Origin of the sequence: Labrenzia sp. OB1 (assembly GCF_001624695.1) — a bacterium.
Classification (GTDB): Bacteria; Pseudomonadota; Alphaproteobacteria; order Rhizobiales; family Stappiaceae; genus Roseibium.
Genome location: NZ_JSEP01000003.1, coordinates 426803 through 447540 on the forward strand (window position 1 = coordinate 426803; position 20738 = coordinate 447540).

Annotated in this window: 18 protein-coding genes; 7 read left to right on the forward strand and 11 right to left on the reverse strand. The window is 59.6% G+C overall.

Annotated elements, in window-relative coordinates; all coding sequences use genetic code 11:
- Position 1 precedes the first annotated feature (1 nt).
- The 4 genes from sigJ to OA90_RS06525 all read left to right on the forward strand — a co-directional run bounded on the left by sigJ (position 2) and on the right by OA90_RS06525 (position 4340).
- Positions 2–916 carry an RNA polymerase sigma factor SigJ gene (gene sigJ / locus OA90_RS06510; RefSeq protein ID WP_068408648.1) on the forward strand — a complete coding sequence of 305 codons (915 nt, stop codon included), beginning with the start codon at positions 2–4 and terminating at the stop codon, positions 914–916.
- Between the two features lie 249 nt (positions 917–1165).
- Positions 1166–2173, forward strand: coding sequence for a DctP family TRAP transporter solute-binding subunit (locus OA90_RS06515; RefSeq protein ID WP_068408650.1), 1008 nt, complete (start codon positions 1166–1168; stop codon positions 2171–2173).
- A gap of 132 nt (positions 2174–2305) precedes the next feature.
- Positions 2306–2926 (forward strand): TRAP transporter small permease, encoded by a 621-nt coding sequence (locus tag OA90_RS06520; RefSeq protein ID WP_068408652.1) that lies wholly within the window; start codon positions 2306–2308, stop codon positions 2924–2926.
- Between the two features lie 10 nt (positions 2927–2936).
- A complete protein-coding gene (locus OA90_RS06525) occupies positions 2937–4340 on the forward strand; it encodes a TRAP transporter large permease (protein WP_068408654.1) in 1404 nt (467 codons plus the stop codon).
- 141 nt (positions 4341–4481) lie between these two features.
- Here OA90_RS06525 and OA90_RS06530 read toward each other — a convergent pair whose 3' ends face one another.
- The 3 genes from OA90_RS06530 to OA90_RS06540 form a co-directional block, all read right to left on the reverse strand.
- Positions 4482–4763 (reverse strand): SCP2 sterol-binding domain-containing protein, encoded by a 282-nt coding sequence (locus OA90_RS06530; RefSeq protein ID WP_068408656.1) that lies wholly within the window; start codon positions 4761–4763, stop codon positions 4482–4484.
- A 218-nt stretch (positions 4764–4981) separates the two neighbouring features.
- On the reverse strand, positions 4982–6781 hold the full coding sequence (locus OA90_RS06535) for an IlvD/Edd family dehydratase (protein WP_068408658.1): 1800 nt from the start codon (positions 6779–6781) through the stop codon (positions 4982–4984).
- Positions 6782–7111: 330 nt separating this feature from the next.
- Positions 7112–8458: an HAD family hydrolase gene (locus tag OA90_RS06540; protein WP_208986000.1), complete on the reverse strand. Its 1347-nt coding sequence runs from the start codon at positions 8456–8458 to the stop codon at positions 7112–7114.
- On the opposite strand from OA90_RS06540, the gene OA90_RS28975 reads away from it, so the two are divergent.
- Positions 8457–8756 (forward strand): hypothetical protein, encoded by a 300-nt coding sequence (locus tag OA90_RS28975; protein WP_208986001.1) that lies wholly within the window; start codon positions 8457–8459, stop codon positions 8754–8756. The two genes, OA90_RS06540 and OA90_RS28975, sit on opposite strands and share 2 nt — an antisense overlap.
- A gap of 543 nt (positions 8757–9299) precedes the next feature.
- Here the strand turns inward: OA90_RS28975 and OA90_RS06545 are convergent.
- From OA90_RS06545 to OA90_RS06570, 6 genes are all read right to left on the reverse strand, one after another.
- Positions 9300–11021 carry an ABC transporter ATP-binding protein gene (locus OA90_RS06545; protein ID WP_068408660.1) on the reverse strand — a complete coding sequence of 574 codons (1722 nt, stop codon included), beginning with the start codon at positions 11019–11021 and terminating at the stop codon, positions 9300–9302.
- Between the two features lie 7 nt (positions 11022–11028).
- Complete coding sequence (locus tag OA90_RS06550) at positions 11029–12006, reverse strand: ABC transporter permease (RefSeq protein ID WP_068408661.1); 978 nt, start codon at positions 12004–12006, stop codon at positions 11029–11031.
- A 15-nt stretch (positions 12007–12021) separates the two neighbouring features.
- On the reverse strand, positions 12022–12996 hold the full coding sequence (locus OA90_RS06555; protein WP_068408662.1) for an ABC transporter permease: 975 nt from the start codon (positions 12994–12996) through the stop codon (positions 12022–12024).
- A gap of 77 nt (positions 12997–13073) precedes the next feature.
- Positions 13074–14657, reverse strand: a complete 1584-nt coding sequence (locus OA90_RS06560; protein ID WP_068408666.1) for an ABC transporter substrate-binding protein — start codon at positions 14655–14657, stop codon at positions 13074–13076.
- A 117-nt stretch (positions 14658–14774) separates the two neighbouring features.
- Complete coding sequence (gene argE / locus OA90_RS06565) at positions 14775–15944, reverse strand: acetylornithine deacetylase (RefSeq protein WP_199823624.1); 1170 nt, start codon at positions 15942–15944, stop codon at positions 14775–14777.
- Positions 15945–15960: 16 nt separating this feature from the next.
- The gene (locus OA90_RS06570) at positions 15961–17718 is read right to left on the reverse strand and encodes an adenylate/guanylate cyclase domain-containing protein (protein WP_208986003.1); all 1758 of its coding nucleotides are present in this window, start codon (positions 17716–17718) and stop codon (positions 15961–15963) included.
- Between the two features lie 253 nt (positions 17719–17971).
- Between OA90_RS06570 and OA90_RS06575 the strand changes: the two genes are divergently transcribed.
- Positions 17972–18331, forward strand: a complete 360-nt coding sequence (locus tag OA90_RS06575; RefSeq protein WP_068408671.1) for an ArsC family reductase — start codon at positions 17972–17974, stop codon at positions 18329–18331.
- A 35-nt stretch (positions 18332–18366) separates the two neighbouring features.
- Here the strand turns inward: OA90_RS06575 and OA90_RS06580 are convergent, their stop codons facing one another.
- Positions 18367–18783 carry a D-Ala-D-Ala carboxypeptidase family metallohydrolase gene (locus OA90_RS06580; protein WP_068408673.1) on the reverse strand — a complete coding sequence of 139 codons (417 nt, stop codon included), beginning with the start codon at positions 18781–18783 and terminating at the stop codon, positions 18367–18369.
- 369 nt (positions 18784–19152) lie between these two features.
- Here OA90_RS06580 and purU point away from each other — a divergent pair, with 369 nt between their 5' ends.
- Positions 19153–20010 carry a formyltetrahydrofolate deformylase gene (purU, locus tag OA90_RS06585; protein WP_068408829.1) on the forward strand — a complete coding sequence of 286 codons (858 nt, stop codon included), beginning with the start codon at positions 19153–19155 and terminating at the stop codon, positions 20008–20010.
- A 65-nt stretch (positions 20011–20075) separates the two neighbouring features.
- On the opposite strand, the gene OA90_RS06590 is transcribed toward purU, so the two are convergent.
- On the reverse strand, positions 20076–20672 hold the full coding sequence (locus tag OA90_RS06590) for a LysE family translocator (RefSeq protein ID WP_068408675.1): 597 nt from the start codon (positions 20670–20672) through the stop codon (positions 20076–20078).
- Between the last annotated feature and the right edge of the window lie 66 nt (positions 20673–20738).

Here is a 20738-nt window from a genome sequence, read left to right on the forward strand (position 1 = left end):
AATGAGCGGGATTTCAGACAGCGGCCTTTTCGAAGCCGCCCGTCCGCGCCTCCTTGGCCTGGCCTATCGCATGCTGGGCTCCATGGCGGACGCGGAAGATGCGGTTCAGGACACTTTCGTCAAATGGCAGAGCGTTGAGAAGGCGTCGATTGTCAACGCCGATGCCTTTCTGACGGCGGTCTGCACCAATCGCTGTCTGGATCTGTTGAAATCTGCTCACAGGAAGCGGGTCGACTACGTCGGCCCGTGGATCCCCGAACCGCTTCATATCGAGGCAGAGGCAACGCCGGAAGGAGACCTGGACAGGGCGCAGTCGCTGACGACCGCCTTTTTACTCTTGCTGGAGCGTCTCAGCCCGAAGGAGCGCGCGGCCTACCTGCTTCGGGAGGTCTTCGCCAAGCCCTATGGCGAGGTCGCGGAGGCGCTGGGTATCAGCGAAACGGCCTGCCGCCAGCTCGTCTCGCGCGCCGGCAAACATATCCAGGACCCGGCGTCTCGTTTTGTGCCGTCGCCGGACCATCAGCAGCGCATGCTGGGCGCCTTCATGAAGGCACTGGAAAGCGGCTCCACCGAGCAGCTCAGCGGGCTCCTTGCGGAATCGGTTCAGTTCCAGTCCGACGGCGGCGGCAAGGCGACGGCTCTGGGCCGTGTTCTCGAAGGTCGGGCCGGTGTTGCCAAATATGTTGCGCGGATCATGTCCAGGCTTTGGGGCGGAGGTCCCGTTAAGCCTTGCGATATCAATGGATTGAAGGGATTCCTCCTGCTGGAGGACGCGCGTATCGTGACGGCTCTGACGCTCGGCTACGACGGCGATGGGCGGATCGACCGGATCTTGATTATCCGCAATCCGGACAAGCTCAGGCGCATCACAAGCCCGCTGCGGCACGATCCCGCCAGTGGCGCGCTCTGGCAGTGAGGCCGCAGCTTGCGCTTCAAAATGTGTCGATTTCGACACATTGGCCCCCTGACATGCGTCGCAAACGACCCATCATCTGCGTAACGAACCGCACTAGGTCTTCAATCAACACTTTGTTAATCTGCGGAAACAGGCGCTTTTCAGGACGCTGCAAGCACTTGGCACGGCTATTGCGATGATTGCGCCGACCAGCCAACGTGCTGTCCGGTCAGAACGGCCGTCATTCCGAAATGTCTGGGAGGACATCCGATGAAAAAATTCGTTCTCGCCGCTGCTACTGCGGCGACTTTTGCTCTGTCGGCGAATGCCTATGCGGCCGACGCCTGCGATGATGGCGAAATCGTCATCAAGTTCAGCCACGTGGTTGCCGCGACAGGCCACCCGAAGGGTGACGCCGCTACGATGCTGGCCGATCGGGTCAACAGCGAAATGGACGGCAAGGCCTGCATGCAGGTGTTCGCCAACTCGCAGCTCTTCGATGACGACAAGGTGATGGAAGCCCTGCTTCTGGGCGACGTTCAGCTTGCCGCACCGTCCTTGTCCAAGTTCGAGGCGTATACGCTGAAGTTCCGCCTGTTCGACCTGCCGTTCCTGTTCCAGAACCTGGACGCTGTCGAGCGCTTCACGACTGGTCCGGACGGCAAGGAGCTTCTGGGTTCCATGACCGACTACGGCTTCCTGGGTCTCGGTTACTGGAGCTCGGGCCTGAAGCAGTTCTCGGCCAACAAACCGCTTCTTCTGCCCTCCGATGCTGAAGGCCTGAAGTTCCGCGTGCAGACTTCCGACGTCGCGGTCGCCATGATCGAAGCCATGGGCGCCAATGCTCAGAAACTGGCCTTCAAGGAAGTCTACGGCGCGCTGCAGACCGGCGTGGTGGACGGTCAGGAAAACTCCTGGTCCAACATCTATACGCAGAAGTTCTTCGAGGTTCAGGACGGCATCTCGGAAACCAACCACCAGCTGCTGGCCTATCTGCTCGTCACCTCCGACGAGTGGCTGAACAGCCTGGAGCCTGACGTTCGCGAGCAGTTCCTGACCATCGTCGAGGAAGTCACGTCCAAGGCAAACGGCGCGGTGGCCGAAAAGGAAATGGCCAACCGGGCTCGTATCCTGGAAGCCGGTTCCACCATCCGTGAACTCAGCCCCGAACAGCGCAAGGCCTGGGTCGATTCGATGAAGCCGGTCTGGGAAAAGTTCGAAGGTGACATCGGCAAGGAGTTGATCGACTCCGCCGTCGCATCCAACAACGCCAGCTGATCGCGAATCGCAATCAAACTCGGGAGGGCCGGCGGGAGTATCCTGTCCGGCCCTTCTTTCAAGGATCCCGCCACCGCAGGAAACGCGGACACGGGGAAGCACAAGGGCCGGTAGGCCTGTTGGGGGGAACGCATGCAACGCGTCGACAATTGGGTCACGCGCTTCGAGGAAGGTGTCCTGGCCTTTCTCCTGGCGGCGATGACCATCGTATCCTTCACCCAGGTGGTGGCGCGGTACGGATTCAATTCCGGCTGGACCGGGGCCCTGGAATTCACACGCATCCTCTTTGCCTGGCTGATCCTGTTCGGCATGAGCTACGGCGTGAAGATCGGATCGCATCTGGGTGTCGATGCGGTCATCCGCCTGTTTCCCAAACCGGTGTTCCGCGTGATCGCCGTTTTTGGCGCGCTGTGCGGCGCGGTTTATGCCCTCACCCTGCTGCACTCCGAATGGCTTCATATTTTCGGACTGAACACCCGCGGCGGCGCCATCGACTACTGGCAGAAGATGTACAAGATCGGCATCGGTCTGGACGATCTGCGCTATCCGCAGGCCATCATCGACAATTTCGGAACCCAGGAACGCGTCCAGCGCTGGATCGCCTATCTGATCCTGCCCATCGGCCTGGCTCTGTTCCTGTTCCGCTGCCTTCAAGCGGCCTGGCAGATCATCACTGGTGAGCGCGAGATGATGATCGCCGCACACGAGGCGGAAGACCTCGTTGCGGAAAACAAAGACATTCTGAAGGACTGAGGCCGGACCGATGGAAGCTGCAATTCTCTTTATCCTCGTCCTCGGGCTTTTGTTCCTGGGCGTACCTATCGCCATTTCGCTGGGCCTTTCGAGCGTCCTGGCGATTGCCCTTTTCTCCAGTGACTCGATCTCTTCGGTGGCTCTGCAGCTGTTCACGGCGTCGCAGAACTACACCCTTCTGGCGATCCCGTTCTTCATCCTGGCCTCCGCCTTCATGTCAACCGGTGGTGTCGCCCGTCGCATCATCCGTTTTGCAATTGCCTGCGTCGGCCATATTCGCGGCGGTCTGGCCATCGCCGCGGTCTTCTCCTGCATGCTGTTTGCGGCGCTGTCCGGTTCGTCTCCCGCCACCGTTGTCGCCATCGGTACGATCGCTATCGCCGGCATGCGCCAGGTCGGCTATACGAAGGAATTCGCAGCGGGCGTCATTGCCAACGCCGGTACACTCGGCATCCTGATCCCGCCGTCCATCGTCATGGTGGTCTATTCCGCCGCGACCGATGTGTCCGTCGGCCGGATGTTCCTGGCAGGGGTGATACCGGGCATCGTGGCCGGCCTGATGCTGATGATCGCCATCTATGTCAACGCGCGCATCAAGAACATGCCGAAGCAGCCCTTTGCAGGGATGCGTGAGATCCTCGGCGCCGCCGGAGAAGCCGCCTTCGGGCTGCTGCTTATCGTGATCATTCTGGGTGGCATCTACGGGGGCATCTTCACACCGACCGAGGCTGCTGCCGTCGCAGCAGTCTACGCGTTCCTGATCGCGATTTTCATCTATCGCGACATGGGCCCGCTCAAGGACGTGCCCATGCGCAAGGACGGCGAGACCATTGTGGCAGCGGTCGTCCGAAACGTCCTGCTGACCGCCATCTACTTCCTGCCTGGCTGTTTCCATGCAGACACGAAGAAAGTGCTGATTGACGCAGCCAGAACGACAATCATGCTGATGTTCATCATCGTCAATGCGCTGCTCTTCGCCCACGTCCTGACGTCCGAGCGAATCCCGCAGGCGATCACCGACTGGATGATCGGTGCCGGGTTCAACTGGTTCACCTTCCTGATCGCGGTCAACATTCTGCTGTTGCTTGGCGGCCAGTTCATGGAGCCGTCGGGTCTGCTGCTGATCGTGGCGCCCGTGGTGTTTCCGATCGGCATGGAACTCGGCGTCGATCCGGTTCATCTCGGCATCATCATGGTGGTGAACATGGAAATCGGCATGATCACGCCACCCATCGGGCTGAACCTGTTCGTGACCTCGGGAATAACGGGAATGAGTCTGGTGCAGGTCGTCCGGGCAGCAGCGCCCTTCGTGATGATCCTGTTCCTGTTCCTGATTCTGGTGACCTATGTCCCGGCTCTGTCCACCTGGCTGCCCTACAGTCTGATGGGACCGGAGATTGTCACAAACCGCTAGGGTAGCGGATCACAGGCGATGTCAAGCGGCGGGCCCTTGGGTCCGCCGTTTCCACATGTCGAGGACGCTACTTGTCGCCGACAAAAAAACCGGCCCCAATCGGGGCCGGTTGAAACCGTCACTGCGTTTTGGCGGGAGGCCTTAAACGATGCTGCCGAGTTTCATGGCGACACTCATGTCACCTTCCACCTGCATCTTGCCGCCCATGAAGGCAGCCGTCGGGTTGAGGTCGCCGGACAGGAGGTCGTCCAGGTCCTCGGCGCTCATCTTGATGGTGCAGTCGGCTTCCTGGTCCTCGTTGGACACCTTGGAGCCCTGCAGATAGATGATACCGGTTTCGCCGAGATCGAACTTGACGCTTTCTTCAATGCCGCCATCCGCAACTTTCGCGCGGACACCTTCGGTAAGCTTTTCCAGGGACATCTGTCTTCTCCCGTTTGAATGAGGCCTACGCCCCTTGTCGCTCCCTTGAAGCATGCCGTTTACGTAATCGTCAAGTGCGAATGTCGCGCCGCCATCCACTCGCCCATGGCGAGAGGGACCCGGTATGGAGCGACGGACGTCCAGTGTTTGAACCTCTTCCCGGCCGGCTCAACACACGGGCCGGATGAGTGCCAGATCAGTGCCAGATCAGTGCCAGATCAGTGATTGTCTCGTGGCAGTCCCCTGGTATGCGCCACATCCTGATATTTCACCGCCGGTTCCAGCACCATGCCCTTGTCGAACTGGCCGATCATGGCACGTTGGATTTCCTGCCAGGGGGTCTGGCTTTCTGCCACCTTGAATCCTCCGTCGGCCTCCAGGTCGGCGCGCCGCTGGGCCATCTCCCCGTCGGAGATCAGGATGTTGGCGGTTCCCTTGCGCAGGTCGATCCGCACCGGATCGCCGGTTTTCAGAAGCGCCAGCCCGCCCATGGCGGCAGCTTCCGGAGAGGCGTTCAGGATCGATGGCGAACCGGATGTTCCGGACTGGCGGCCGTCGCCGATACACGGCAGCGAAGTGATGCCGCGCTTGATCAGCGCCGTTGGCGGCTGCATGTTGACGACTTCCGCCCCGCCCGGATAGCCGATCGGTCCCGTGCCGCGGATGAAAAGCATGCAGTGTTCGTCGATGCCGAGATCCGGATTGTCGATATTATGGTGATAATCCTCCGGCCCCTCGAAGACGATGGCCCGACCCTCGAAGGCCTCCGGATCGTCCGGGTTGGAAAGATAGCGGTTGCGGAATTCCTCCGAAATCACGCTGGTCTTCATGATCGCGCTGTCGAAGAGATTGCCCTTCAGGTTGATGAAGCCGGCATGCTCCTTCATCGGCTTGTCGTAAGGTTTGATCACATCCGGCAGGTCGGTGGTGATGCCCTGGCAATTCTCGCCCATCGATTTGCCGTTGGCGGTGACCGCACCGGGATGCGGCAGCTTGCCGTGGCGCATCAGTTCCGCGACAACGGCCGGCACGCCGCCGGCATGAAAATAATCCTCGCCGAGATATTCCCCGGCCGGCTGAAGATTGACCAGCAGCGGAACTTCGTGGCCCAGCCGTTGCCAGTCGTCATTGTCGAGCGCGACGCCGAGATGGCGGGCGATGCCGTTCAGGTGGATCGGCGCGTTGGTCGACCCGCCGATGGCCGAGTTGACGACGATGGCGTTTTCGAACGCCTCACGGGTCATGATGTCCGACGGTTTTCGGTCCGCGTGAACCATGTCGACGATGCGTTTGCCGGTCTCGTAGGAGATCGCGCCGCGCTCCCGGTAAGGAGCCGGAATCGCTGCTGCGCCGGGAAGCTGCATGCCGAGCGCCTCGGCGAGCGAATTCATCGTGGTGGCCGTTCCCATGGTGTTGCAATAGCCGACGGATGGTGCCGAGGAGGCGACGAGATCCATGAAGCCTTCGTAGTCGATCTCGCCGGCGGCAAGCATCTCGCGGGCCTTCCACACGATGGTTCCCGATCCGGTGCGCTCGCCCTTGTGCCAGCCGTTCAGCATCGGGCCGACGGACAGCGCGATGGCCGGAATGTTGACGGTTGCCGCTGCCATCAGGCAGGCAGGAGTTGTCTTGTCGCAGCCGATGGTCAGCACGACACCGTCAATCGGATAGCCGTAAAGCAATTCCACAAGGCCGAGATAGGCAAGGTTCCGGTCGAGGGTCGCGGTCGGGCGCTTGCCGGTTTCCTGGATCGGATGCACCGGGAACTCGAAGGCGATGCCACCGGCCTCGCGGATGCCCTCTCGCACGCGCTTGGCAAGCTCCAGATGATGGCGGTTGCACGGGGAGAGGTCGGACCCGGTCTGGGCAATTCCGATGATGGGCTTGCCGGATTGCAGCTCTTCACGGGTGATGCCGAAATTAAGATAACGCTCGACATAAAGCGCGGTCATGCCCGGGTTGTCCGGATTGTTGAACCAGGCCGCGGACCGCAGCTTCGGTTGTTTGGTGTCGCTCATGAAGCCTCTTCCCTCAACTAAATCCGTTTGGGGTGGGGACTCATAAATGAAGATGAAATGGCTTCACTCCGGTGCCGACAGCGTGCTTGACCGGGCAGGACGTCCGCTCGGCGCACGCTTTCTGGCGGTGTCCCGCCATTCCCGATGCCACTTCACCTTCATTTATGAGTTCACACCCTGGGTCACGGGTTCATCGCTATTTGTAAATCCGTGACCAGAACAGCGCAGAGTGGATAAACACCAGTGTCATAGCGCTGTAAAGGCGCTGGCCGCGCAATTCTGTTCGACGGGAAATTATTCGGCTTTAAAGACCCGAGCGTCTCCAGCGAGTCAGGCGATGGCAGGCCTTCTTCCGGTGTTGGCGACGGAAAATCGGGCGAAGGCCCAAAGGATCGCCAGGCAGAGTGCAAACAGCATCGGCGCCACGGAAAAGGGCACGAGGAAGCAGGCACCGCAAAGTCCGGCCAGCGCCCAGATACCGGTCAGAAGCCGTCTGGCATGCAGCGCAAGCAGGTTGCGGCGCATGGCAAGAGACTTGAGGGCCGGAAACGCTCCGATGTCGTCGGTGTCGCTGACGGCGATCGGTACGGTGTCCTCCCGATCTCCCTCCGGAGCAGGGCAATCCCTGAGTTCAAGGGCAGTGCGGTCGGGCGAGAGTGTAAGCACGAGCGGGCTCCGCAGCCCCGCACTGGCGACGGCGTCCCGGGCGGTTTCGCCCGGCTTGGGATCATCGAGGAGTTCCAGCCCGAGCATGTCGCCAAGCGCTTTGCGGGTCTTCTGGCTGTCGCCGCTGAACAGCCAGGGAACCAGACCTTCCGCACGCAGGGCGAGGCCTGCGACACCCGCGTCCTGGCGCAGTGTTCCTTCAAGGCCGAGCACACCCACGACCCTGCCGCCGACCGCAACGCGCAGCACGGTCTTGCCGTCCGCTTCCAGGGAGCGGGCAATGGCATCGGCGGTGAAGCTGTCGATCTTGAGACGGTTGAGCAGAGCCGTGGTGCCGATCACCACCGTCTGACCGCCCAGAAGGGCGACGACGCCAAGACCCGGCTCCGGCTCGAAACGGTCCGGCGCTCTTACCGCCACATGCCACTGGGCGGCCAGTTGGCGCAGAGCGACGGCAACCGGGTGGCTTGACTGGGCCTCGGCCGAGGCGGCGACGGCAAGCAGGGTTTTCGGTTCGTTGTCGAAAGCCATCACATTGGTGACCATCAGATCGGGGCCGGACATCACCGCGGATTTGTCGATAACGATGTCCCGGGCGTTTGCGATACGTGTGAATGCGCCCGGGCCGAGATCGCGCGCTCCGGCCGCCAGCGCAGCCTCATGGAACACCTTGTCCGCAAAGGCATTGATCCCATCGATAAGGTGCGGCCAGGAGAGCAGCAGTGCGGCCGCCACCGCCCCAGGCACCAGGGCGGGATCGACGATCCACCACACCCAGGCCGTTCCCGTCGTCAGCAGGAGCGACAAGACGGCTTCCCGCAGACCGTTCCTGTCACCTCGGGGAGGAAGCAGGGCAACGCCGAAGGAACGCAATGTCATCATGAATGCTGCCGAGATAGCCGGGGTGCTGGCAAGGTCGGATGGAACCCCGGCAAGCAGAAGCAGAACCGTAAATCCCAGAAGAACGGAACTCGTGGCGACAGTCATCAATGTGAGAGGGCGTCCGATCATGCAATTCATGGAAAAAGAAAGCGCAAGCAGAGAGAAAATCGAAGAGAACATGCCGAAAAACAGGACGCTGTATTTTTCAAAAATCAGGATCGGCTGGTCGGTCGCGTCGCTTCCCAGGGACATCGCGCTCATCGCAAAAACCAGAAAGACCACTGAAGTCCCTGAGAAAAGAAACCAGAGTGAGGAAGAAAAAGATTTTTTCGGCATGGCCGGAAACTTTCGCCTTGTGGTTTTTTGCTGTGCCCCCGGTTTGCGTCAGTTGCGCCAGCTGGGGAGAAGATCGCAGGATCGCACTTAAAAATGCGGGATGGCGTTTCAGCGGGCAATGGCGTGAGGATTGGCTAACGGGTGCAATGCCGGCGCGAAATGCGGGTCCTGCGCAAAAGTGACAACCCCTTATACAGGGCGTCGATTGTTTTCTTTTTCACCTGGAGCAAGTTTCATATGTAAAGAAAATCGGAGCCCCGTGTATTCAACGGTCCCCCTAAAGTAGCCTGCTGGACGGACATGATTTCGAAGCTTTTTATATTGACGGGAAGGCCGGAAAGTCCTTCCTTTTTCCCAAGTCGTTGAAAGTTTGTGTCCCGATCGCGGATCTGGCCGCGCCATGAAACCAGCGGTTTGATTGCCGCTTTGCGGAAGTCCCAGAGAGTTTTTCTGAGCCAGGGAAACTGTCGGGCAGGAACGCGGAAAAATCTGCCGGGTCGGGACTCGATTGTGGTTATCGGTGTGGGGCCAACCGGGAATCAGGGCTGTTGCCCGAGTCAACAGCGCGACTCGGAAGAATCCGAAAAAAGACTCATCCTCAGGGACTTACGTTGCCATACCCGAAAGCCTGACGTCAGGCACCTTCCAGATTGGCACGCGACAGCAACTCCATTGAGGGCATCAGAGTCAGAAGTTCGCGCGTATAGGCGTGCTGCGGCGCTTCGAACAGCTGGTCGCACCCGGAGACCTCGCACAATTCGCCATGGCGCATGACACCGATGCGGTTGCACATCTGCCGGACCACCGCCAGATCGTGGCTGATGAACAGCATGGTCAGTTGCAGCTCCTCCTGAAGGTCCTTCAGGAGGTTCAGGATCTGCGCCTGGATGGAGACATCGAGCGCCGACGTCGGCTCGTCGCAGATCAGGAAGCGCGGACGGGTCGCGAGCGCGCGGGCGATGGAAATGCGTTGTCTCTGACCACCGGAAAACTCGTGCGGGTATTTCTGCCCTGCGGCCGTTCCCAGACCGACATGATCCAGCAGGTCATCGACGATCCGCCTGACTTCCGCGTTGCCGGAAGCAAGTTTATGGAACCTGATCGGTTCGGCAATGATCTCGCTGACGCGCATGCGGGCGTTGAGAGAGGAATAGGGATCCTGGAAAATCATCTGCATCTGTCTGCGCATCGCCAGCACGTCCCGGCGGTTTTTCAGCGATGTGAGATCCGTTTCTCCGAAAAGGATGGAGCCGCTGGTCGGCTGGTAAAGTCCGGTGACCATCCGGGCGATGGTTGACTTGCCCGAGCCGCTTTCACCGACAAGGCCGAAGGTTTCGCCTTGCTCGATATCGAAGCTGACCGACTTGACAGCCTGAAAGTACTTCCGCCGGGACGGGAAAATCGATCCCCGGACCTCGAACCGCATATCGAGATCCCGGATGCGCACGAGAGGACCGGAAATCTCGCTGAAATCGCGGGCCTTTCCGAGCCAGTGGGTGGAAATATCGATCTGTCGCTGCGGCGTACCTGCCGCCTCGATGTAGTTCACGACCGGAAATCGGTCGACCTTGATATCCGGCCGCGGCACCGCGGAAATCAGGGATTGCGTATAGGGATGTTCCGGCGCGCCGAGAACCTTCGTCGTCTCGCCGTATTCCACGAGTTTGCCCTGATACATCACCGCGACATGATCTGTGATGTCGGCGATCACGCCCATATCGTGGGTGATCACCATCATGGCGACGTTACGCTCGGAGCAGAGCTTTTTCATGAGCTCCAGGATCTGCGCCTGAATGGAGACATCCAGTGCCGTGGTGGGTTCATCGGCGATCACCAGTTCCGGTTCGGCGCACAGGGCGAGTGCGATGACCACCCGCTGGCGCATGCCGCCGGAAAACTGGTGCGGATATTGTCCGATCCGTTCTTCCGGATTGGGAATGCCGACCGCGTCGATCAGCTCCACGGCCCGCTTCCGCGCCTGCCTGGCGCTAAGCGACAGATGGGTGCGGATGGTTTCCACCAATTGTGATTCGATGGTCTGCAGCGGATCGAGCGAGGTCAGCGGATCCTGGAAGATCATCCCGATCCTGCGGCCCCGCAGCAGGCGCTGTTGCTTGTAGGGTAGCTGGTCGATGCGCTGGCCATGCAGGAGGATCTCGCCCCCTGCGATGTGTCCCGGCTCCTGCAACAGTCCGATCACCGCATTGCCGACTGTCGACTTGCCGGCACCCGATTCCCCCACCACGCCAAGTATCTTGCCGGCCTCTATGCTGAGACTGACGTCGTCAACGGCGACAAAGACGGATTTCCGGGCCGGAAATTCGACAGTGAGATCCCTGATATCGAGCACGCTCATTTCGCCCTCACCGTAGTTTCGGGTTGAGGGCGTCGCGCAGCCAGTCGCCCAGAAGATTGACGTTCAGGACGAGAAGGGCCAGCGCAACACCGGGAAAGATCGCGATCCACCATTCACCGGAATAGAGAAAATCGTTGCCGATTGCGATCAGCGTGCCGAGAGACGGCTGGGTGGGTGGCATACCGACACCGAGAAAGGACAGCGTTGCTTCGGTCACGATGGCAAGCGCAAGATTGATGGTGGCGATCACCATCACCGGCCCCATGACGTTCGGCAGGATGTGACGCGCCATGATGATCACGGAAGGGAGACCGATCACCCGCGCTGCCTGCACATATTCCTTGCTTTTCTCCACCATGGTCGAGCTGCGCACGGTACGGGCATATTGGACCCAGAAGGATAGGGCCAGCGCCACGATCAGAATGTAAAAGGCAAACACGTTGCGGTCGAGCGAACCGAAAATTCCATGCGCGATACCGTCGATCAGCAGTGCGATCAGAATGGCAGGGAAGGTGAGCTGCACATCGGCGATGCGCATGATGATCGCATCGATCCGTCCGCCCATGTAACCGGCGACCAGTCCCAGGGTGATGCCGATGACGGCGGCGGCAACTACGGAACAGAAGCCGACAATCAGTGAAATGCGCATTCCGTAGAAGATGCCGGAGAGGAGGTCCCGTCCCTGATCATCGGTTCCGAGCACGAAGCGCGGGTCGGAATAGTCCATCCAGACCGGTGGGACGCGGGCGTCCATGATCGATATGGAGGCAAGATCGAATGGGTCGTGCGGAGCGATCCACGGCGCCAGAAAGGCGAGGAGAAACAGGGTCAACGTTCCGCATGCGGCTATGACCGTGATCTTTGACCTGAGGAAGGCATGGAAGAAATCATTGTCGACCATTCTGGTAATGCGTCCGGGTGCGGCTTCTACCCCGCTCCGGTCCTGAACCGCCGCTTTTGCTTCTTCGTTGGAGACTGTGGGCATGGTGTGCTGTCTCCCTTAAGGCCGTCCGACCCGCAAGCGCGGATCGATGAGAAAATAGAGAATGTCGACGATGAAGTTGATTGCCACGAACATGAAGGCTGTCAGCAGCAGATAGGCCGACATGATCGGAATATCGACATTCTGCACCGCCTGCAGGAACAAGAGCCCCATGCCCGGCCATTGAAACACGGTCTCGGTGATGGTCGCGAAGGCGATGATCGCCCCGAGCTGAAGGCCGGTGATGGTAACCACCGGAACCATGGTGTTCTTGAGCGCATGGCGGAAATTGACCAGCCGGTCCGGCAGGCCTCGGGCGCGGGCGAATTTGATATAATCGGTGCGGATAACTTCAAGCATCTCGGCGCGGATCAGCCGCATGATCAGGGTCATCTGGTAGAGGCCGAGCGTGATCGACGGCAGGATCAGGGCTTTCAGGCCGGAGACCGTCAGGAAACCGGTGGTCCACCATGATCCGATCTGCACCGTCTCTCCGCGGCCGAAGCTCGGCAGCCATTGCAGGGTCACGGAAAACAGGAAAATCAGCAGGATCCCGATAAAGAATGTCGGCAGCGATATTCCTATGAGGGACACCGAAAGAAACAGCTTCGAGATGGGCGACTCTCTGTTGAGGCCCGCGAAGATTCCCATGGGAACGCCGACAACAAGGGCGAACAGCGCCGACGTGAAGCTGAGTTCAAGCGTCGCCGGAATACGTTTGGCGAAAAGGTCCGAAACCGGCTGGCGGAACTGGTAGGAGGTGCCGAAGTCGAACCGCACCGCCTTGGACAGAAAATTGTAGAACTGAATCGGGATCGGATCGTTCAGCCCAAGCCGCTCCCGCAGGGCTTCGCGTTCTTCAAGCGAGGTTTCGATGCCGACCATCTGGTTGATCGGGTCTCCGACAAAACGGAACATGGTGAACGACAGAAGCGCCACCACCAGCATGACAATCATCGCCTGCGCGAAGCGGCGTGTCGCAAATCCAATCATATCGGCTCTTCATTTCGGAACAGGAATACGTCCCCGCCCGGAATTCGGGCGGGGACGTGGCGTTGGAAATGGCGGGATCAGTTCTTGGTCACGAAACGGAACTTGAACTGATTGTCGGCGCGCTGAACCAGCTGTACCTTGTCCGAAACACCCCAGGCAAGACCCTGCTGGTGAAGTGGGAGGTAATACACGTTGTCATGGCTGACACTGAAGGCCTCGGCGATAAGGTCGTCCCGCTTGGCCGGATCGATCTCGACCAGGATCTCATCGGTCAGTTCATCGATCTTGGGATCGCAGAAACCGCCGATGTTGAAGGGGGCGCCTGCGCCGGCCTCGTCGCGGCAGTTCATCAGGTCATTGAGCACGTTCCAGCTGTCGAGCGAGCCGGGCGTCCAGCCGAGCAGATAGAAGGAAGTGTCAAAGCCGCCCGAAGCCAGTGTCTTGGCGAAATACTTGGCTTTCGGCTGGGCGTTGAGATCCACTTTCACACCTACACGCGCCAGCATGGACGCAACCGCCTGGCAGATAGCTTCATCGTTGACATAGCGGTCGTTCGGACAATCCATGCCGACGGTAAATCCATCCGCATATCCGGCTTCCGCCAGAAGCGCCTTGGCCGCTTCCGGATCGTACGGATAGCGCTCGAAATCACCCGCTTTTGAGAACAGGAACGGCGAGATCATGATGGCGGAGGGCGTCGACAGGTTCCGCATGACCTTCTGCTTGATCCCTTCGATGTCGATCGCCTGGTAAAATGCCTTTCGGACCCTCGCATCCTTGAACGGGTTCTTGCCCTTCACATCGGAATAGAGCAATTCGTCCCGCATCTGGTCCATGCCCAGAAAAATGGTCCTCAGTTCCGGTCCGGTCAGGGCGACGGTGCCTGCGTTTTCGTTGACGCGTTTGATGTCCTGAACCGGGATCGGATAGACCATGTCCAACTCGCCGGACAAAAGCGCGGCGACCCGGGTCGCGTCAGAGGAAATCGGAGTAAACTCGACCGTGTCGAGATTGTGGTCAGCCGTATCCCACCAGCCGTCGTTTTTCTCAAACACGGTCTTTACGCCGGCTTCATGGCTGGTGATCTTGAAAGGACCGGTACCGTTCGCATGCAGCGCGGCATAATTCGCGGCCGTGTCGGACGCGGAAGTGACCTTGACCGCGTCGTTTTCGATCGTCCATTCCTTGTCCATGATAAAGAACGTATCCCACTCGTAATGCAGGATCGGGTTCGGACCGCTCAGGACAAAATCGACTGTGTAATCGTCCACGATCTCGACCTTGACGTCGGCCGGAACGCGGGTGCTCAGATCCGATCCTTCGGAATGGACCCGATCAACCGAGAATGCGACGTCTTCGGCATTGAAGTCGTTGCCGTTATGGAATTTCACGCCCTCGCGCAGATGGAAACGCCAGCGGTTCGGTTCGACGATTTCCCAGCGTTCCGCCAGACCTGGTTCAATCGACAGATCGGAGGCACGCCGTGTCAGTCCCTCATAGACATTCCCGAGTGACGACAGGGTGAAAGTCTCATTGAGGCTGTAAGGATCCAGCGCGTTCAAAGAGCCCTGAAAGGCGAACTTAAGTGTTTCAGCCTGAACAGCCGACCACGAACCCGCAACAGACAATGCTGCGGCGATCACAAATGATTTCTTTTTCATTTTCCCCTCTTTCCGGTTTCCCGAACTGCAACCCGAGCAAGATAGCTCTTCCAGCGATTGCAAGTCTGCCCTGCAACTGAGAACTATGACATTGCAACTGACTGAATTCAAATCGGTTTAACTGTCTATTTGCGACAGATCCGCTGTCAACCTGTCCAAAAATGCAGCACACCGATCCAATTCTGCTATTTCAATGAATTCATCCGGTTGATGAGCCTGGTCGATGGATCCCGGACCGCAGATGATTGCTGAAAGCCCGTGGCGCTGAAAGATACCGCCCTCGGTCGCATACACGACCACATTGCGGGCGTTGTCGCCGGTCAGGCGCCGCGCGACAGTTTCCGCCTTGCCGTTGTCTTCCTCCCGGAGCCCGGGCACATTGGCCATTTCCGTCACGTCGATCCGGCATTGCGCTGAAATCGCCTGCATGTCGGGCAGGACCTCGCGTTCGATGAAAGACTTGTAGGCTGTAACCCAGTCGTCCACGCTTTCTCCCGGCAACAAGCGGATATCGGTAACAAATTCGCAGTTTTCGGCTGTGATGTTGTGCGCCTGCCCGCCCTGGATCACGCCGCAATGGAGTGTCGTGTAGGGTGGATCAAAAGGACAATCAGGATCGGCCTCGGCCTTGTTCTCCGCGGTTTTGCCATCCAGCCAGGAGATCAGTTTCGCGGCCGCTGAAATAGCGGACACGCCCCTGTGCAGCCTGCTGGAATGCACCGGGTGGCCCTGTATGCCCGTCTTGAGCACGACAATTCCCTTGTGCCCGCTGACCACTTTCATGCGTGTGGGTTCCCCTACGATGACGAAGTCCGGCTTCGGTCCCCTTGCGAGCATGTCCTCAATGAGTGGCGAGACACCCGTGCAGCCGGTTTCCTCGTCATAGGACAGCGCGATATGCACCGGCCTCCCGAGATCGGCGGACAGAAAATCAGGCACCTTCGCAAGCACTGTGGCGGCAAACCCCTTCATGTCCGCCGCGCCGCGACCGTAAAGCCGTCCGTCGGCTTCCCAGGCGGTAAATGGATCCTGTGACCAGTTCTGGCCTTCCACGGGCACCACATCCGTGTGCGCCGACAGAACGGCGCCGCCGTCGAGCGCCGGGCCGATCATGGCGTGAAGCGACGCCTTGGTGCCTTCCTCGCTCGGAACACGGACCGATGTAACGCCCAGCCCGGCAAGGTATTCCTCGACAAAGTCGATCAGGGCAAGGTTGCTGCGGTCTGAAACAGTGTTGAACGAGATCAGTTTCTTCAGCATGTCTCGCGGTGTCAGGAACTGGTTCACGGTCTCTCCAGGCTGGTTATCGGTTGGCTGCGGTGGGTTTGCCGCCGGCCCCGGTATCGGGCACAAGCAGGCCATCCAGGTTGGTCATCGTGAATATCTGCAAGGCAACTTCCTTGCCCCGCAATTTGATATCCGACGTCTCCGCGTCCGAAATGTCGGCATCCGCAGCGTCGATCACGGCTTTGGAAACGGCGAGGAAACTTCCGTGAACCTTGTTCTCGGTTTCCAGCCGGCTGGCCGTGTTGACCACATCACCGAGCGCCGTCAGGCCGCCTCGTGTCCCGTCGGTTCCTGCCGCGCCGATGCGGCCCAGGATGGCCGGACCCAGATGAAGCCCGATCCCCAGGCGGATCGGATCCTTGAACTGCGGCCCTTTCTCCGCTTCCAGGGCCGCCATGACAGCTTCGATGCGCTTGCTGGCCTTGAGCGCCTGACGGGCGCCGGTCTCCGCATCGCAGTCCATTCCGAAGATGGCCATGATGCCGTCGCCGATGAACTTGTCGACATAACCTCCTTCGGCACGGATGGCCGCCGAGGTCTGATCGAGATAGCTGTTGAGAAGATGCACGACATCGTAGGCGAGCTGGGATTCGGTGATGCGGGTGAAATTGCGCAGATCGACGAACATCACGGTCACGACCTGCTCCACGCCCCAGAAATAGGCATCCTGAAGGTGCCGGGTGGAACCGGCCGCCGCTCTCACCGGGACCAGAGGCTGGACTTCGATATTTCCCCTGGGACGGATCTGGCAGGCCAGGCGCACGTTTTCACCGGCCGAAATTCTGGAGAGTACGGCCGCTTCCGCCGGTCCCGGCTCGCCAAGCGTATCGCTGCCCGAAAGAATCCGTACCCGGCAGGTCGAGCAACGCGCCCGGCCTCCGCAGACAGCCGCGTGTGGAATGTCTTTCATCCGGCTCATCTCCAGAAGGGTCGGGCCCGGAGATACGCGGATCTTGAGGTCACCGGGATAGGAAACCGAAATACCGGAGGCGAAACGCTGAACAAGGAAGCGGATCAGCACGATGAAAAGGCTGATCAGAATGAGGCTGAAGATGAAGGCCCTGAGCTGAAGGATCAGGCTATCGGCCCAGAGGTGCTGATCCGCCGTGACATGCATGGTGATATCCTGGCTCAAGGCCAGGCGCCGGGCTCCCTCGATCCAGCCCCACAGGGCCAGGACCGGTACGGCGGCCGCAAAGGTCGCCGCCAGCGGCAGAAGGCGCCTATAGAGCGGATAAAGCCTCAGCCAGAAATGGAGGCCGATCATGGCGTGAAACCAGACCACAAGGAGAAGGATGGACTGGCTCACAGCGCCATCGGGCCACAGCATGGTCAGCATCTGGGAATAGGTCGGCACGAAACCGAACTCCTTGGCCACGCCCATCGTGAAGGTGACATGCGGGATCAGGGACCAGGGAATGTAAAGACCGAGCGCCAGCTGACAGAATTCCCAGCGCGGCATCTTCAGGGTGCGGCGCCGGCTTGTTCGCCACAGTGCGAGCGTTACGTGGGTCAGCGCCGCCAGAATCAGAAGCGTTTCGCCAAAGGGATTGCGCCAGATCCGGTAGTGCCAGAGTGAGGCCTTGTTCATCGCCTCGACGGAAATGATGCCAAGCCCATGGTTGAGGAAGTGGCTGAGGCAAAAGGCGAACAGGATGAGCCCGCTCCACAGCCGCAGACGCTGGCGCCAGTTTCCCATCCCCGGCCGCGATCTGGTCTCGGGTTGCCGGGATACGGGTTTGACGGGAACGGAAGCAGATCCGGGCTCGCTCATAAGGTCTCCAGGCATCCTTGCCGGTTTGATGACGCCTCTCGCAGGCAGGCCAGAACCGTATGAATGCAGCAAAGTGGTCCTATTGCAAAGACAGACACGCCTGTCGGGCCATTGAACGGGGATCAGTGACCCGCGAGCCTCGCGGGGTCAACCCGCCGCGGGGCCGCAATAGTGGAAAGTCTTTCCGGGTGCTTGAAACTCGATCCGCCAGACGCAACTGTCCGGCAGGACACCGTCACGGAGAGAGTTGATCATGAAGGTCTACGGCATCAGGAATTGCGACACCGTCAAGAAGGCCCGGAAGTTCCTGGAGGAAGCCGGCATGGACTACACGTTCCACGATTATCGTAAGGACGGTGTGGATGCGGACAGGCTCGCGGCCTTTGTCGGTGAATTCGGCTGGGACACAGTCTTGAACAGGCGCGGCACGACATGGCGGAAACTGGATGACGAGATAAAGGACGCCGTGGTCGATGCAGCCAGCGCTCTCAGTGTGATGATCGAACACCCTTCGGCGATCAGGCGACCGATCGTCGAGTGCGAGACGAAGAACTTCATCGGATTCGATCCCGTTGCCTGGGAAATGGCACTGGAGTTGGGCGAACTGAAATGACGCTGCAGAGCCAGGCGTGTCCGCGGGATCCGGCGTCACCAGGTCCGGCGCGGGCCGGTGTCGATGTGATAGTGGCCGGAGGAATAGTGCTTGTATCCGCCGACTTCCTTCTGGCTCTTCAGATAGGCGAGGACTGATGAGGGGTTTCCTGCAACCGAAAAGTCCACTGCGCGGCAGTTCAGGTGATAGGAATTCTTTGCGCCGCCCTTCCACCAGTTTTCCAGCCACCAGCGTTTGGTGGAATGCACTGTGACATTGCCGTAGCGCTTGGCGACGCGGTTGAGAACCTTCTTCAGCTTGCGCGGCACGCACCAGGAGCTGTCGTCATAGTCGATCGAATTGTGAGACGCGGTCATCCAGCCCATGCCTGTCACACCGGCGACGGTGCCGCAGCCGGCGAGTGTGACGGTAAAGCCGATGAATACGATCCAGGCGATGAGGCGCTGACGCATGACGGGCAAGCCTTGTCGAAACCAATTGCAATGTCGTCCCCCGGGCGAAGGCTCAGACAATTTGATTAAAATTGTGATGAAAAACTTGGTTAACGAACAGACAAACTGAACTTTCAGCGGGCCACTCTGCCACTCACGGTCATCCGGAAGTTGGAAGGCAAGCCGCAGCAATGCGTGGCAAATCGATGTCTGGTCGGCTATGCCTGTCCCGGTTCGGACCGCAATTATCGGCCTCTGTCGGATTTTCATGTCGCTGTGCCGGTATTACAGGGTCATGGTTTTGCGGAAGCTGTTGAAAAATACGGTCTCGACGACCGGCTCAGGCTGGCCGGAAAACGGGACCAGAGACACCTTGGAGAACTGAAGAACATGTCCGATAGCCTATTCGTCCTGACGCTCTCATGCGCGGACAAGCCCGGAATCGTGGCCGCCGTGACGACGGAACTCGCGGATTTCGGTGCCAACATCGCTGAAAGCGATCAGTTCTGGGATCGGGTCACCAATCAGTTCTTCCTCAGGATCGCGATGCTGGCCCCTGAAGGCGTCACTCTGGAAAGCGTCCAGAAGTCGCTGGATCCGGTTATCAGCCGGTTCGACATGAAGGCGAAACTTGTCGATACCGCCAAGCGGCCGAGAGTGATCGTCATGGTGTCGAAATTCGACCACGCCATGCTGCATCTTCTCTACCAGATCCGGGTCGGCTGGATGGATGCCGAGGTCGTGGCCATCGTCTCCAACCACGCGGACGGCCGCCGGACAGCCGAACATGAAGGCATCGCCTTTCATCACTGGCCGGTGACAAAGGAAAACAAGGCCGAGCAGGAAGACAAACTCCTGAAACTGGTCAAGGAAACCGGTGCCGACCTGGTGGTGCTCGCCCGCTACATGCAGGTCCTTTCCGACAATCTTTCCAAGCGCCTGTTCGGCAAGGTGATCAACATTCACCACTCTTTCCTGCCGAGCTTCAAGGGCGCAAAGCCCTATCATCAGGCTCATACGCGCGGCGTGAAGATGATCGGCGCGACGGCGCACTACGTCACGCCGGATCTCGACGAGGGGCCGATCATCGAGCAGGACGCGGAACGGGTCAGTCATGCCTTGTCCGCGGAGGATTTCGTCGCCCGCGGCCGGGACATCGAAGCGCGCGTGCTTGCCCGCGCCGTGAAATACCATCTGGAAAACCGAGTGATGATCGTCGGCAACAAGACGATTGTGTTCACCCCGTAACCTTGAGCCTGTGCGTCGCACCCGAAAGGGACAGGCCCGTCGCTTTTACCGGATGCCCCGGACCTTCACAGCACCAGCGACCAGAGCGTTGCCGCGATCATCGCCACCGCCATCGACACGGTGATCGTCCGCATCAAGGGGCCGTCACCGATCAGCGCGAGGATGGACACGCCTGCAAGCGCCCACAGCGAATGAAAAACCATACCGCCCAGGGTGAAGCCGGTAACCAGAATCAGGGCGTTTTCGTGAACGCTCAAGGTGTTCCCGGCCAGAAAGGTCGAGAACGCCACCAGGTTCATCGCCCAGGTTTTCGGGCTGAGCGGATGGATCAGCAACCCTTCCCAGAAACTCGGCAAGGCGACCTCACCCTTCGGTCTGACGCTCAGGGAAACGATGCGCCAGGCGAGATAGGTCATATAGGCCATGCTCAGCACCTTGAAGATCGTTACGATCGGTCCGCCACCCGCCATCACATGGCCGAGACCGTAGGCCACACTGAGCTTCAGCGGCAGGGACCCGATCTGGGAGGCGACGATGACGGGAAACGCCGTGCGGTAACCGGCGGATGCGCCGATCGCCAGAAAGGTCAGGTTTCCGGGGCCGGGAGTTCCGGTCATGACGATGACGAAGATCGCGAAGGCGAGAAATGTAGCAGGATCCATGACGCGTCTCCGGATAGATTTAGATACAATAGATACAAAGTAGGCGAGTATACCAATTGTCTTGAA

What these genes read in the sequence shown, in the direction of transcription:
- sigJ (WP_068408648.1), top strand. Translation starts at nt 2, where the DNA reads ATGAGCGGGATTTCAGACAGCGGCCTTTTCGAAGCCGCCCGTCCGCGC.
- OA90_RS06515 (WP_068408650.1), top strand. Translation starts at nt 1,166, where the DNA reads ATGAAAAAATTCGTTCTCGCCGCTGCTACTGCGGCGACTTTTGCTCTG.
- OA90_RS06520 (WP_068408652.1), top strand. Translation starts at nt 2,306, where the DNA reads ATGCAACGCGTCGACAATTGGGTCACGCGCTTCGAGGAAGGTGTCCTG.
- OA90_RS06525 (WP_068408654.1), top strand. Translation starts at nt 2,937, where the DNA reads ATGGAAGCTGCAATTCTCTTTATCCTCGTCCTCGGGCTTTTGTTCCTG.
- OA90_RS06530 (WP_068408656.1), bottom strand. Translation starts at nt 4,763, where the DNA reads ATGTCCCTGGAAAAGCTTACCGAAGGTGTCCGCGCGAAAGTTGCGGAT.
- OA90_RS06535 (WP_068408658.1), bottom strand. Translation starts at nt 6,781, where the DNA reads ATGAGCGACACCAAACAACCGAAGCTGCGGTCCGCGGCCTGGTTCAAC.
- OA90_RS28975 (WP_208986001.1), top strand. Translation starts at nt 8,457, where the DNA reads ATGCAATTCATGGAAAAAGAAAGCGCAAGCAGAGAGAAAATCGAAGAG.
- OA90_RS06540 (WP_208986000.1), bottom strand. Translation starts at nt 8,458, where the DNA reads ATGATCGGACGCCCTCTCACATTGATGACTGTCGCCACGAGTTCCGTT.
- OA90_RS06545 (WP_068408660.1), bottom strand. Translation starts at nt 11,021, where the DNA reads ATGAGCGTGCTCGATATCAGGGATCTCACTGTCGAATTTCCGGCCCGG.
- OA90_RS06550 (WP_068408661.1), bottom strand. Translation starts at nt 12,006, where the DNA reads ATGCCCACAGTCTCCAACGAAGAAGCAAAAGCGGCGGTTCAGGACCGG.
- OA90_RS06555 (WP_068408662.1), bottom strand. Translation starts at nt 12,996, where the DNA reads ATGATTGGATTTGCGACACGCCGCTTCGCGCAGGCGATGATTGTCATG.
- OA90_RS06560 (WP_068408666.1), bottom strand. Translation starts at nt 14,657, where the DNA reads ATGAAAAAGAAATCATTTGTGATCGCCGCAGCATTGTCTGTTGCGGGT.
- OA90_RS06570 (WP_208986003.1), bottom strand. Translation starts at nt 17,718, where the DNA reads ATGAGCGAGCCCGGATCTGCTTCCGTTCCCGTCAAACCCGTATCCCGG.
- OA90_RS06575 (WP_068408671.1), top strand. Translation starts at nt 17,972, where the DNA reads ATGAAGGTCTACGGCATCAGGAATTGCGACACCGTCAAGAAGGCCCGG.
- OA90_RS06580 (WP_068408673.1), bottom strand. Translation starts at nt 18,783, where the DNA reads ATGCGTCAGCGCCTCATCGCCTGGATCGTATTCATCGGCTTTACCGTC.
- purU (WP_068408829.1), top strand. Translation starts at nt 19,153, where the DNA reads ATGTCCGATAGCCTATTCGTCCTGACGCTCTCATGCGCGGACAAGCCC.
- OA90_RS06590 (WP_068408675.1), bottom strand. Translation starts at nt 20,672, where the DNA reads ATGGATCCTGCTACATTTCTCGCCTTCGCGATCTTCGTCATCGTCATG.